This window comes from Streptomyces sp. NPDC016851 (assembly GCF_055562795.1).
This window is the reverse complement of the sequence record NZ_JBVHEP010000012.1, coordinates 39,218-51,104: the sequence shown is the minus strand read 5'-3', so window position 1 is coordinate 51,104 and position 11,887 is coordinate 39,218. Positions and strand designations below refer to the sequence as shown.

At 68.7% G+C, this 11,887-nt stretch carries 9 protein-coding genes and 4 tRNA genes; 4 read left to right on the top strand and 9 right to left on the bottom strand.

Annotation, left to right across the window (positions count from 1 at the left end):
- Positions 1-11: 11 nt before the first annotated feature.
- Both ACZ3I3_RS20525 and ACZ3I3_RS20520 read right to left on the bottom strand, forming a co-directional pair.
- Positions 12-263, bottom strand: a complete 252-nt coding sequence (locus ACZ3I3_RS20525; RefSeq protein WP_391087973.1) for a DUF3073 domain-containing protein — start codon at positions 261-263, stop codon at positions 12-14.
- A gap of 299 nt (positions 264-562) precedes the next feature.
- A complete protein-coding gene (locus tag ACZ3I3_RS20520; RefSeq protein ID WP_467367005.1) occupies positions 563-1,666 on the bottom strand; it encodes a Leu/Phe/Val dehydrogenase in 1,104 nt (367 codons plus the stop codon).
- A 223-nt stretch (positions 1,667-1,889) separates the two neighbouring features.
- On the opposite strand from ACZ3I3_RS20520, the gene ACZ3I3_RS20515 reads away from it, so the two are divergent.
- Both ACZ3I3_RS20515 and bldC read left to right on the top strand, forming a co-directional pair.
- Positions 1,890-2,735 (top strand): DUF8083 family protein, encoded by an 846-nt coding sequence (locus tag ACZ3I3_RS20515; protein WP_356928533.1) that lies wholly within the window; start codon positions 1,890-1,892, stop codon positions 2,733-2,735.
- A 620-nt stretch (positions 2,736-3,355) separates the two neighbouring features.
- The gene (gene bldC / locus ACZ3I3_RS20510; RefSeq protein WP_003949541.1) at positions 3,356-3,562 is read left to right on the top strand and encodes a developmental transcriptional regulator BldC; all 207 of its coding nucleotides are present in this window, start codon (positions 3,356-3,358) and stop codon (positions 3,560-3,562) included.
- A 461-nt stretch (positions 3,563-4,023) separates the two neighbouring features.
- Here the strand turns inward: bldC and ACZ3I3_RS20505 are convergent, their stop codons facing one another.
- From ACZ3I3_RS20505 to hrpA, 3 genes are all read right to left on the bottom strand, one after another.
- The gene (locus tag ACZ3I3_RS20505; RefSeq protein WP_467367004.1) at positions 4,024-4,236 is read right to left on the bottom strand and encodes a DUF6274 family protein; all 213 of its coding nucleotides are present in this window, start codon (positions 4,234-4,236) and stop codon (positions 4,024-4,026) included.
- Positions 4,237-4,550: 314 nt separating this feature from the next.
- Positions 4,551-4,625: transfer RNA gene (locus ACZ3I3_RS20500), tRNA-Asp, on the bottom strand.
- A 93-nt stretch (positions 4,626-4,718) separates the two neighbouring features.
- Positions 4,719-8,687 carry an ATP-dependent RNA helicase HrpA gene (gene hrpA / locus ACZ3I3_RS20495; protein WP_467367003.1) on the bottom strand — a complete coding sequence of 1,323 codons (3,969 nt, stop codon included), beginning with the start codon at positions 8,685-8,687 and terminating at the stop codon, positions 4,719-4,721.
- Positions 8,688-8,948: 261 nt separating this feature from the next.
- Here hrpA and ACZ3I3_RS20490 point away from each other — a divergent pair, with 261 nt between their 5' ends.
- The gene (locus tag ACZ3I3_RS20490; RefSeq protein ID WP_467367001.1) at positions 8,949-9,329 is read left to right on the top strand and encodes a DUF3592 domain-containing protein; all 381 of its coding nucleotides are present in this window, start codon (positions 8,949-8,951) and stop codon (positions 9,327-9,329) included.
- A gap of 102 nt (positions 9,330-9,431) precedes the next feature.
- On the opposite strand, the gene ACZ3I3_RS20485 is transcribed toward ACZ3I3_RS20490, so the two are convergent.
- From ACZ3I3_RS20485 to ACZ3I3_RS20470, 4 genes are all read right to left on the bottom strand, one after another.
- Positions 9,432-9,505 (bottom strand) — tRNA-Phe (locus ACZ3I3_RS20485).
- A 24-nt stretch (positions 9,506-9,529) separates the two neighbouring features.
- Positions 9,530-9,604, bottom strand: a tRNA-Asp gene (locus ACZ3I3_RS20480).
- 37 nt (positions 9,605-9,641) lie between these two features.
- A tRNA-Glu gene (locus tag ACZ3I3_RS20475) sits at positions 9,642-9,714 on the bottom strand.
- 79 nt (positions 9,715-9,793) lie between these two features.
- Positions 9,794-11,404, bottom strand: coding sequence for a metallophosphoesterase family protein (locus ACZ3I3_RS20470; RefSeq protein WP_467366999.1), 1,611 nt, complete (start codon positions 11,402-11,404; stop codon positions 9,794-9,796).
- Positions 11,405-11,487: 83 nt separating this feature from the next.
- Between ACZ3I3_RS20470 and ACZ3I3_RS20465 the strand changes: the two genes are divergently transcribed.
- Positions 11,488-11,838 (top strand): metallopeptidase family protein, encoded by a 351-nt coding sequence (locus ACZ3I3_RS20465; RefSeq protein WP_059420586.1) that lies wholly within the window; start codon positions 11,488-11,490, stop codon positions 11,836-11,838.
- Positions 11,839-11,887: the final 49 nt, after the last annotated feature.

Below are 11,887 nucleotides of genomic sequence, written 5' to 3'. Positions count from 1 at the left end.
TCAGTGCAAGGTCAAGCGCCGCGACGGTGTTGCGAGGACTGGCCGTCCTCGTCTTCGTCGTCGTCCTCGTAGAGGTCGGCGTACCGTGCGTACAGGTCGTCGTCCTGATCATCGTCCTCGAACGGCCCGCCGTTAGGCGGCTGCGGATTCGAAGGCGATGCACCCAGCTCCTCGGCCAGGCGTGAGAGGTCAGTCCCACCGCTGTTGTACTTCAGCTGGCGGGCGACCTTCGTCTGCTTGGCCTTGGCCCGGCCGCGCCCCATGGCTCGACCCCCTCAACGACGGGGCTCGACGGCCCCAGAGTCTTGACACGCGTTCATGGTCCGGAACGGCCCCTCCGCAGAGAGACCGGTCCGTAGGGCTTCCACGGTACCTGAGCCCGCGCCCATACGGTACGTCGCCCGCATGACGTGCCCGCGCCCAGGACCTTCGAGGCGCCCCGTCCTCGCTGGTCAACCGCGATTTTAACCACTTATCGGCGGTCGACCCGCCGGTAGAAGTGAGAGTTCTCTCTAACTGCCCACCGACGGGTACCGGCCAAACGTACGAGGGCGCTCCCGATTCAGCGCGCCCGGCGGGCCGCGGCCGCGTCGTGCATGCGCTGCTCGGCGATCCGGTCGGCCGCGGCAGCCGGCGGAATACCGTCTTCCTTCGCACGTGCGAATATGGCCAGCGTGGTGTCGAAGATCTTCGCGGCCTTGGCCTTGCACCGCTCGAAGTCGAAGCCGTGCAGCTCGTCGGCCACCTGGATGACACCGCCGGCGTTCACCACGTAGTCCGGCGCGTAGAGGATCCCGCGGTCGGCGAGGTCCTTCTCCACGCCCGGGTGGGCGAGCTGGTTGTTGGCGGCGCCGCAGACCACCTCGGCGGTCAGCACCGGCACGGTGTCGTCGTCCAGCGCCCCGCCCAGCGCGCAGGGGGCGTAGATGCCCAGACCGTCGATGCGGATGAGCTCGTCGGTGTCCTTCACGGCCGTGACGTCCCGGTGCCGCTCGGTGATCCGCCGTACCGCGTCCTCGCGCACGTCCGTGACGAAGACCTCGGCGCCCTCCTTCACGAGGTGCTCCACCAGGTGGTGGCCGACCTTGCCGACGCCGGCGATGCCGACCCGCTTCGCGCGCAGTGAGGGGTCGCCCCACAGGTGCTGCGCGGAGGCCCGCATGCCCTGGTAGACGCCGTAGGCGGTGAGGACGGAGGAGTCACCGGCGCCGCCGTTCTCCGGGGAGCGGCCGGTGGTCCAGCGGCACTCGCGGGCCACGACGTCCATGTCGGCGACGTACGTGCCGACGTCGCAGGCGGTGACGTACCGGCCGCCGAGGGAGGCGACGAACCGGCCGTAGGCGAGGAGCAGCTCCTCGGTCTTGATCCGCTCCGGGTCGCCGATGATCACGGCCTTGCCGCCGCCGTGGTCGAGACCGGCCATGGCGTTCTTGTACGACATCCCGCGGGCGAGGTTCAGAGCGTCGGCGACGGCCTCGGCCTCGTTCGCGTACGGATAGAAGCGCGTGCCGCCGAGCGCGGGGCCCAGGGCGGTGGAGTGGATGGCGATGACGGCCTTGAGGCCGCTCGCGCGGTCCTGGCAGAGCACGACTTGCTCATGTCCCCCCTGGTCCGAGTGGAACAGGGTGTGCAGTACATCAGCAGGTGCGCCGGTTACGTCGGTCACTGTGGTGACTCCTGAGTAAGTTGCGGCGGGTGGAGACCAGCTCCCGTGCGGGTGGCGGGGGCTGTTGAGCATGAGATTAGAGCCTGACGGGCCCGCGGACCGCACAGTGCTCAGGATCACCTCCGACCGGAGTACACCCGTGCGACGATTTGCATAGATTTCCCGCGCGTTTGTGAGTGGGGTCCGTAGGTTTTCGCGACGATGGGCGGGGGAGGGAGCAGGCGTGCCCAAGGTGTCCTCGGTGATCGTCCCCTACGCGACCTATCTGCGCGTGTACGAACCGCTGGCCGCCTTCGCGGAGCCGGAGCGCAGCCACTGGGCCCGCTACGCCCGCCGTCCGGACCGTCCCTCGTACCAGGACGAACTCCGCAGCGCCCTGGCCGACTTGGCGCCCACTCCTCCGGTCCTGGTGCCGGTGCACGAGAGCGAGGACGCCTTCGTGCTGGAGGTCGACGGTGTCGTGTGCGTCTGCCCCTGGCGCACTCGGCTGCGCGGCTGGCAGGCCCTGGAGGAGCTCTCCGAGGAACTCCCGCCGCCCGTCCTGGACGCGGTCCTGCCGCCCTTCCTGCGTCACCAGGCTGCCCAGGACTACGAGCGCTGGCTGGCGGTGAACCCGGACGCCCGGCCGTGGATCCGCACGGCGACCTGGCAGGTGCCGATCAGCTGGTTCGTGCTGGTCACCGACGAGGAGCGCGAGTACGACAAGGGCGACAGCGACGACAGTCCGCCGGTGCTGCGCTACCGCACGCCCATGGTCCAGGCCCGGCGGCGTGTGGCCCGGGGCCTGCGGGCCCTGAAGGAGGCCATGGACGAGGGGCCGCTGATCGACGGCCTGGTGGACGTCGGGCGCTGGCTGGAGGAGTTCCACCCGCGCTCGCTCGTGGAGCTGGACTACGGCGGCCTGGTGCACGCCGTGCCGGCCGGGACGCTGGAGGACGACCACTCGGCGGCGGACGTGGCCGAGGGGATCGCCGCGCTGCGCCGGGGCGACGGGGCGGCCGCCGGGGAGGCGTACGCACGGCTGGTGACCCGGTGGCGTTCCGTACGGGATCTTCGCTCGGCGAACTGACCGCCGCCCCGACCTCCGACCCGACCTCTGACCTTCGGTTCCTACGGACCGCTCGCGACCGGTCACGAACAGGCGTTTGACGTACCGCCCGTTTTGGGGTTACGTCCTCGCACCGACGTTGCTGAAGTGTGCTCTGCGTCTACTGACGCCTTGTCAACAACGGACGTAGGTTCCGATCCGGGCGTACCGCTCAAGTAGGCCAAACGTGACGGACTGCACGTACATGGCCCTTGCGCCCCTTGCCCCTCCTCATGCCAAAATAGGACAAGGAGTCCGGGGGGCTCCTTCCGTCCCGATGTGCTGCATTGTGGGCGGAATCTCAGCATTGCACGCTTTGGGGGGTCTGGTGACTCCTGATCGTCCTGTGACTGATCGTCACAGTGGCGTGACTGTCCGCTATGGCATGGTCCATCGGCTTCCGTCGCTGATGAACACCTGGGAGGGCAATTCCATCGGTTTGGCCGACGCGGCTGGACAGATGGTGTAGTTGTAGTGCCGAGGACAAGCCGTTCGTCCTATAACCGACTCGACTCGCGTCCGCCATTTCGGGCAACGCGGGTCAAGGTGCAGAATTTAGAGGAAAGAACCGAGAAGGTTCGGTTCTCCCGAGGAGGCCGCTCATGACCGCTCGCACCCCTGATGCCGAGCCGCTGCTGACCCCGGCTGAGGTCGCCACCATGTTCCGTGTCGACCCCAAGACGGTCACGCGGTGGGCGAAGGCCGGCAAGCTCACGTCGATCCGCACGCTCGGCGGGCATCGCCGCTACCGCGAGGCCGAGGTCCGCGCTCTGCTCGCGGGCATTCCGCAGCAGCGCAGCGAGGCCTGAACAACTGAATAACCGGGCAAACCGGCTGGTCCCCCATCAGTCGTGACGTCCGGAACCACAGCTCCAAGCGACGCGGGTCCTGCCCCAACAGGCCCCACGCCCACGCCAGTCAGAGCTCTCCAGGCATATAACAGGGTGCGTCGTCGATCGCGCTGGACTCCGCCGGGTCCAGCGCGATCTTTTTTGTGCGCCGGCTGTCGGACTCGTGGCCTGGCTGTGAGCGGCCTTGTCGGAGTCTGGGGAGGGGTGTCGGATGCCCTGTGTGCGGCACCGTCGAAGGGGTGCAATTGCACATATTAAATTGACCCCTTGTAGGCGGGGTGTAAGTACCGCACTTTTGAAATCTCATGCGGTGACACCCGTCACATACCGAGCGGCTTGTTAGCTCCGCTGCGGGTGCGGTAGGGGAACCATCGGCTCCAGCATCCCGCGTACGAAAGGGTGTTGAGGCCGGCCTCCGGTCAGGCTCGCGCCGGGCTCTCGTTCTCGGTGGCGCCCTGGGAGGCCTGGGCGGTGGCGCGTGGGGCGGGCTGGGTGGACTGGGCGGACTCCATGGCCAGCCGCAGCAGGTGATGGCAGATCGGACAGTGGCGAGTGAGATGCCGGTACGACGACGCGGCCGCCAGGTGCGCACGGAGCAGGGCCCGCGTCTCGTGCCTAGCCGATGCCGCCATACGCCACCTCCAGAAGACCGAACGGGGAACGGCCCTGGTTTCTGGGTACCGAGGGATTGAGAGGCCGTCAAGACGGCGTGAGAGCCCGCGAGGGGGCATCGCGCAGGTCAGGGGCGCAAGGGCGCACAAAGAAAGAGCCCGGATCCGAAGATCCGGGCTCTTTCACTGCGGTCCTGACGGGATTTGCTGCGTCTGATTGCGGCTGCGCCGCGGGCGCGGCCTCCACCTTGCCAGGGTGGCCGGGGTGGGCGAGGTCGTTGGTCACGAGAAAGGGCCCGCGCCCCTTGCGGGGTGCGAGCCCTCTTTCTTCACTGCGGTCCTGACGGGATTTGAACCCGCGGCCTCCACCTTGACAGGGTGGCGAGCACTCCAAACTGCTCCACAGGACCAGGTTTCGCGGCGCGATTCGTGCGTTGCGCTGCGAGAAGAGACTCTACAGGAGGGCGGGGTCCTGGTCGAACTCACCCTGCGTACGCGGCCCGTTACGGCACCGCCGCGTCGATCGCCTTCACGATCCGCTTGTCGGAGACGGGGTACGCCGTGCCCAGCGCGTGGGCGAAGTAGCTGACCCGGAGTTCCTCGATCATCCAGCGGATGTCCAGGACCGACGACGGCACCGGCCGCCCCTGCGGCATCTGTTCCAGGAGCCAGGCGTACTCGTCCTGCATCTCGTGGACCTTCTGCATCCGCGTGGTGTCCCGCTGGACGTTCGTCGGCATCTGCTGCAGACGCCGGTCCGCGGCCACCAGGTAGCGCATCAGGTCCGGCATGCGACGCAGCCCCGCCTCGGTCACGAAGCCGGGCTTCACGAGGCCGTCCAGCTGCCTCCGCACGTCCTGGAGGTTCGGCAGCAGCGCGGGGCTGCGTACGGCCTTCAGGCGGCGTTCACAGGCCTGCCAGGCGGCCAGGACCTGCTGCACCTGGCCCACCGTACGGACGGTCGTGTCGACGATCTCGGCGCGCACCTTCTCGTACAGCTTCCGGTACGACTCCTCGTCCCACGCCGGCCCGCCGAAGTCCGCGATCAGCTTGTCGGCGGCCGCCATCGCGCAGTCGTCGAACAGCGCCTGGATGGAGCCGTGCGGATTCGAGGACAGCGCCAGCTTCTGCGGGTTCGTCAGCTTCTCGGAGGCGAACTTCGCCGGGTTCACCGGGATGTTGCGCAGGATCAGGCGACGGGTGCCCTTCCACATGGCCTGCTGCTGCTCGGCCTCCGTGTCGAAGAGGCGTACGGAGACCGTGTCGCCGTCGTCGACCAGGGCCGGGTAGGCCTTCACCGGCTGGCCGGCCCGCCGGGTCTCGAAGACGCGGGTGAGCGTGCCGATCGTCCAGTCCGTGAGGCCCTTGCGCTCCAGGGACTCGCCGCCCTGGCGTTCCGCCGTGGCGGCGGCCGCCTGGGAGAGGGCCTTGCGGGCCTTCGGCCGGAGCCTGAGCTTCAGCGCCTCCAGGTCCTTGTCCTCGGCGAGCTTGCGGCGCCGCTCGTCGACGATCCGGAAGGTGATCTTCAGGTGGTCGGGGACCTTGCCCCAGTCGAAGTCCTCGGCATCGAAGGGGACTCCCACCATGAGCCGCAGCTCGCGGGCCATGGTCGTGGTGAGGGGCTCCTGCAAGGGGACCGCTTGGTCCAGGAACGCCTTCGCGTAGTTCGGCGCGGGCACGTAGTTGCGGCGGATCGGCTTGGGCAGGGACCGGATGAGCTCCGTGACGAGCTCTTCCCTGAGGCCCGGGATCTGCCAGTCGAAGCCCTCGTCCGTGACCTGGTTGAGGACCTGGAGCGGGATGTGGACGGTCACGCCGTCGGCGTCCGCGCCCGGCTCGAACTGGTACGTCACCCGGAACTTGAGGTTGCCCTGGCGCCAGGTGTCCGGGTAGTCGGCCTTGGTGACCTCGCCCGCCTTCTCGGTGAGGAGCATCTCGCGCTCGAAGTCGAGGAGGTCGGGCTGTTCGTGCCGCTTGTGCTTCCACCAGGAATCGAAGTGGGCGCCGGAGACGACGTGTTCGGGGATCCGCTGGTCGTAGAAGTCGAACAGCGTCTCGTCGTCGACCAGGATGCCCCGGCGCCGGGCCCGGTGCTCCAGTTCCTCGACCTCGGTGAGGAGTCTGCGGTTGTCCGAGAAGAACTTGTGGTGCGTGCGCCAGTCGCCCTCGACGAGCGCGTTCCGGATGAACAGCTCACGGCTGACCTCCGGGTCGATACGGCCGTAGTTGACCTTCCGCTGCGCCACGATCGGCACGCCGTAGAGCGTGACCTTCTCGTACGCCATCACCGCGGCCTGGTCCTTCTCCCAGTGCGGTTCGCTGTAGGTGCGTTTGAGGAGGTGGCCGGCGAGGGGTTCGACCCACTCGGGCTCGATCCTGGCATTGACGCGGGCCCAGAGGCGGGACGTCTCGACGAGCTCCGCGGACATCACGAAGCGCGGAGGCTTCTTGAAGAGGGCCGAGCCGGGGAAGATCGCGAACTTGGCGTTGCGGGCGCCCAGGTACTCGTTCTTCCCGGTGTTCCTCCCGCCCTCCCCTCCGGCGTCCTTCACGTCCTTCATGCCGATGTGGGAGAGCAGGCCCGCGAGGAGGGAGACGTGGATGCGGTCGGCCGGGGCGTCGTCCTCGTTGAGGTGGATGCCCATCTGCTTCGCGACCGTGCGCAACTGGCTGTAGATGTCCTGCCATTCGCGGATGCGAAGGAAGTTGAGGTATTCCTGCTTGCACATCCGGCGGAAGGAGGACGAGCCGCGCTCCTTCTGCTGCTCGCGGATGTAGCGCCAGAGGTTGAGGTAGGCCAGGAAGTCGCTGGTCTCGTCCTTGAAGCGGGCGTGTTGCTGGTCGGCCTGGGTCTGCTTGTCGGCGGGGCGTTCGCGCGGGTCCTGGATGGACAGCGCGGCGGCTATGACCATGACCTCGCGCACGCAGCCGTTCTTGTCCGCCTCCAGGACCATACGGGCCAGCCGCGGGTCGACGGGCAGCTGGGCGAGCTTGCGGCCGGTGTCCGTGAGCCGCTTGCGGGGGTCCTTCTGCGCCGGGTCGAGGGCGCCCAGCTCCTGGAGGAGCTGCACGCCGTCGCGGATGTTGCGGTGGTCCGGCGGGTCGATGAAGGGGAACTTCTCGATGTCGCCGAGGCCGGCCGCGGTCATCTGCAGGATGACGGAGGCGAGGTTCGTCCGGAGGATCTCCGCGTCCGTGAACTCCGGGCGGGCGTTGAAGTCGTCCTCGCTGTAGAGGCGGATGCAGATGCCGTCGCTGGTACGGCCGCAGCGGCCCTTGCGCTGGTTGGCGCTGGCCTGCGAGACCGGCTCGATCGGCAGGCGCTGGACCTTGGTGCGGTGGCTGTAGCGCGAGATGCGGGCGAAGCCGGGGTCGATGACGTACTTGATGCCCGGGACCGTCAGGGACGTCTCGGCGACGTTCGTGGCCAGAACGATCCTGCGGCCGGTGTGCTGCTGGAAGACGCGGTGCTGTTCGGCGTGCGACAGCCGGGCGTAGAGGGGCAGGATCTCCGTGAAGCGGTAGTTCTTCTTGGTCAGGGCGTCGGCCGTGTCGCGGATCTCCCGCTCGCCGGAGAGGAAGACCAGGATGTCGCCCTTGCCCTCCTTCTGGAGCTCCTCCACCGCGTCGATGATCGCGGTGATCTGGTCGCGGTCGGCGTCGTCGCCGTCCTCCTCCAGGAGGGGCCGGTAGCGGACCTCCACGGGGTACGTACGGCCGCTGACCTCGACGATCGGGGCGTCGCCGAAGTGCCGGGAGAAGCGCTCGGGGTCGATGGTGGCCGAGGTGATGACGACCTTGAGGTCGGGGCGCTTCGGCAGCAGCTGGGCGAGGTAGCCCAGCAGGAAGTCGATGTTGAGGGACCGCTCGTGGGCCTCGTCGATGATGATCGTGTCGTAGGCGCGCAGCTCGCGGTCGGTCTGGATCTCGGCGAGCAGGATGCCGTCCGTCATGAGCTTGACGAAGGTGGCGTCCGGGTCGACCTGGTCGGTGAAGCGGACCTTCCAGCCGACGGCCCCGCCCAGCGGGGTGTCCAGCTCCTCCGCCACGCGCTCGGCGACGGTGCGGGCCGCGATACGGCGGGGCTGGGTGTGCCCGATCATGCCGCGGACCCCGCGGCCGAGCTCCATGCAGATCTTCGGGATCTGCGTGGTCTTGCCGGAACCGGTCTCACCGGCGACGATCACGACCTGGTGGTCGCGGATGGCGTCGGCGATCTCGTCCTTCTTCTGGCTGACCGGCAGCTGCTCGGGATACGTGATCTCGGGGACGCCGGCGCGGCGCCCGGCCATCCGCTCCCCGGCCTTGGCGATCTCCGCCTCGATCTCGGCCAGCACGGCGGCGCGGGCCTCCGGCTTACGGATCTTGCGCGCACCTTCGAGCCTGCGCCCGAGCCGGTGCGCGTCGCGCAGGGAGAGCTCGGTCAGGCGGGGGGCGAGGGCGCCGAGGGCGGGGGCGGATTGCGTAGACATACGGGATCCAGGATCTCATCCCGCGGATTTTTGTGGCTAACGCTTTTGTCTCCGGTGGTTCGGCCGGGTCACGCGCCCCTCCGGATCTGTGTTTCCGATGGAGCCGGGATCGGGGCCGGGGCCAGGGTCGAACCGGCGCTCTTCCGCTTTCAGCCCGTGTCCTGGCGGGCAGTGCCCGATCATGGGGCTGTGAGAGGTGGTCAACGGCCGTGGCTTGTGCACTGATGTCGGCGTACCCGCGCTAGGGAACAGGGGTGGGAGATGAGCACGCTGATCGTCATAGGGGTGGTCTTGCTGCCCATGGGGCTGCGCATCTGGTACGTCGAGCGGAGCTTGATGCGCAACGGGGTGCGCGTCGTCGCGACATGCGTCGACCGGGTCTACGAGGGGAACAGCGCGGATCCCAAGAGTGTGCTGTGCGAGCACTTCTTCGAGGACGGCCGCCGGAGGCGCTGGATGGTGGGCGGTGCGCCAGACTTCCCGGAGGTGGGCGACCAGGTCGAGCTGATCTATGACGCGCAATATCCGGAGCAGGCAGTCAGGTGGGCGGAGAAGAGGTCCTCGACCAGCCACGGCGTCGTCTTGACCTCGGTGGCCGCCCTGCTGATCGCCTCGGGAACGCTGGCGGTGCTGCTCACCTGAGGCCACGGGGCGCTGGTCGAGGCAGCCGTTGGCGTAGGCGACACGAAAGAGCCCCTCTCCACTAGCGACGGAGAGGGGCTCAAGCCCTGGTGAGGGCTGCGGTGGCTGGGGCCGGGGTCGAACCGGCGACCTTCCGCTTTTCAGGCGGACGCTCGTACCAACTGAGCTACCCAGCCACGAGGTTTCACGTGAAACCTCAGCGGTCCTGACGGGATTTGAACCCGCGGCCTCCACCTTGACAGGGTGGCGAGCACTCCAAACTGCTCCACAGGACCAAGCGTGTCGTACGACAGTGTCGCACAGGGTGGTGCGTGCCCCCAACGGGATTCGAACCCGTGCTACCGCCTTGAAAGGGCGGCGTCCTAGGCCGCTAGACGATGAGGGCTATCGGCCCGCCTGGGCGCTTCTCAGCGCGTCGGGGACGTGAGAAGCATATGGGATGGCGGAGCTATCGCCAAAACGGTTTAGGGGGACGCCGTCGCGGAGGGCGTCGGGGACTGAGTCGTGGGGGCGGTGGGGGACCCGGTCGCGGGGGGCGTCGGGGACCCGGTCGCGCCGGGCTGGTTCTCCTCCGGGAGGTGGCGGCTGACCTCGGCCGTCGTGAGGCCGAGGCCGCCCAGTTCGATCTCGTCCCAGGCCTGGAGATGACGGGTGTCCCGGTCGAAATACAGGATCGACGCCTCGATGGGGTCCGGGTGCTTGCCCTCGATGGCCCGCAGGCCGCTGCCGCCCGTGGAGCCCTCGATACGGAGCCGGGTGCCGTACTTCAGGACTTCCATCTCGTCGTGGTGGACGTGGCCGGCCAGCACCAGCGGCACCTCGCCGTCGACCTCGCGGGCCGCCGTCGGCTCGTGGGCGATGGCGATGTCCACCGGGCTGCCGGCCGTGCGCTGGTCGCGCAGGGCCGTGGCCAGGCGGGCGCCCGCCAGCTCCTGGGACTGCTCGTTGCCGGGCTGCTTCGAGCGGTCCGGGGTGAACTGGGGATCGCCGATGCCGGCGAAGCGCAGGCCCTTGACCGTCTTGGCCCGGCCGCCGTCCAGGACGTGGACGTTCTTCAGGCCCTCCAGATAGCGCTGCGTGATCATCGAGTCGTGGTTGCCGCGGACCCAGACGTAGGGCGCCCCGAGGTCCTCGATGGGGTCCAGGAAGCCGTTCTCGGCGGCCGTGCCGTGGTCCATCGTGTCGCCCGAGTCGACGATCACGTCCACCTTGTACTGCTCCACCAGCGAGGCGATGATCTTCCAGCTCGCCGGATTCAGGTGGATGTCGGAGACGTGCAGGACCCGGATGGTCGAAGGGTCGGGCGCGTAGGCCGGAAGGGTCGAGGTGGCGTCGTAGAGCTTGGTGACGTTGGTGACCAGGCGGGCCAATTCCTTCTGGTAGACGTCGAATTCGGTGACGATGCTGCGCGCGTTGCCGACCAGGGAGGGGGCCGAGGTGAGCAGCCCGGAGAACTTGGGTTCCAGGACGGAGTCGGGGCGCCAGGTGGCGTACGCCGTGCCGCCCGAGGCGGCGAGGAGGGCGAGCGCGAGGCCGCCGGCCGCGAGGGCGCGGCGCGGGCGGCGGTAGACCGCGAGGCCGAGCGCGGTGGCGCCGCCGACGACCGCGACGCCCGAGCGGACGGCCAGGTCGAGGGTGCCGTGTCCGACGTCCTCGGTGACCTCGTCCTGGAGGCCGGAGAGCCGCTCGGGGTGGTCGACCAGGGCCTGGGAGCGCTCCGGGTCGAGCTGGTCGACGTTCACGTCCAGGCGGACCGGGGCGATGTGGCTGTCCAGCTGGAGGGCACCCAGGGGCGAGACGTTGATCTTGGTGCCGCCCGTGAAGGAGGGGCGCAGGGTCATGGTGGTGTTCATGGGGCCGACCGGGACCCGGACATTGCCCACGACCAGCAGGCCCAGCCAGGCGCCGAGGAGGACGACGGCCACGAGTCCCACCGCACGGGTCCACGGGTGCGGCTGCGGCACGAGTTCGATCGTGGCCGGGGCCTGCCGGGAGCGGTAGCGGCGGGCGAGGGTGTGCGGGGCCTTGCGGATCGGGTTCAGGACACTCAGGACTGCGGCGGGGACGCGGGCCATTGGTCCCGTATGCCCAAGTCCCGGGCCGGATATGCGACGCCGGAAGGCTCTCGTACCGCCCGGTCGTGGCCGACAATGGGCCTGTGCTGGAGATGACGCGCGAGGAGTTCGAGGAACTGGTCGCCGAGGCGCTCGACCGGATCCCGCCGGAGTTGACGCGACTGATGGACAACGTCGCGGTGTTCGTCGAGGACGATCCGCCCTCGGACGATCCCGAGCTGCTCGGGCTGTACGAGGGGACTCCCCTGACCGACCGGGGCGAGTGGTACGCCGGTGTGCTGCCGGACCGGATCACCATCTACCGGAACCCGACGCTGCGCATGTGCGAGTCGCGGGAGGACGTCGTCGCCGAGACGGAGATCACGGTGGTGCACGAGATCGCACACCACTTCGGCATCGACGACGCGCGCCTTCACGCCCTGGGCTACGGCTGAGCGGGTTGTGAATACGGGGCGCGTGTCCTCTTGTGTGCGGCGGGAGTTG

What these genes read in the sequence shown, in the direction of transcription:
- ACZ3I3_RS20490 (WP_467367001.1), top strand. Translation starts at nt 8,949, where the DNA reads ATGAGCACGCTGATCGTCATAGGGGTGGTCTTGCTGCCCATGGGGCTG.
- hrpA (WP_467367003.1), bottom strand. Translation starts at nt 8,687, where the DNA reads ATGTCTACGCAATCCGCCCCCGCCCTCGGCGCCCTCGCCCCCCGCCTG.
- ACZ3I3_RS20505 (WP_467367004.1), bottom strand. Translation starts at nt 4,236, where the DNA reads ATGGCGGCATCGGCTAGGCACGAGACGCGGGCCCTGCTCCGTGCGCAC.
- bldC (WP_003949541.1), top strand. Translation starts at nt 3,356, where the DNA reads ATGACCGCTCGCACCCCTGATGCCGAGCCGCTGCTGACCCCGGCTGAG.
- ACZ3I3_RS20525 (WP_391087973.1), bottom strand. Translation starts at nt 263, where the DNA reads ATGGGGCGCGGCCGGGCCAAGGCCAAGCAGACGAAGGTCGCCCGCCAG.
- ACZ3I3_RS20470 (WP_467366999.1), bottom strand. Translation starts at nt 11,404, where the DNA reads ATGGCCCGCGTCCCCGCCGCAGTCCTGAGTGTCCTGAACCCGATCCGC.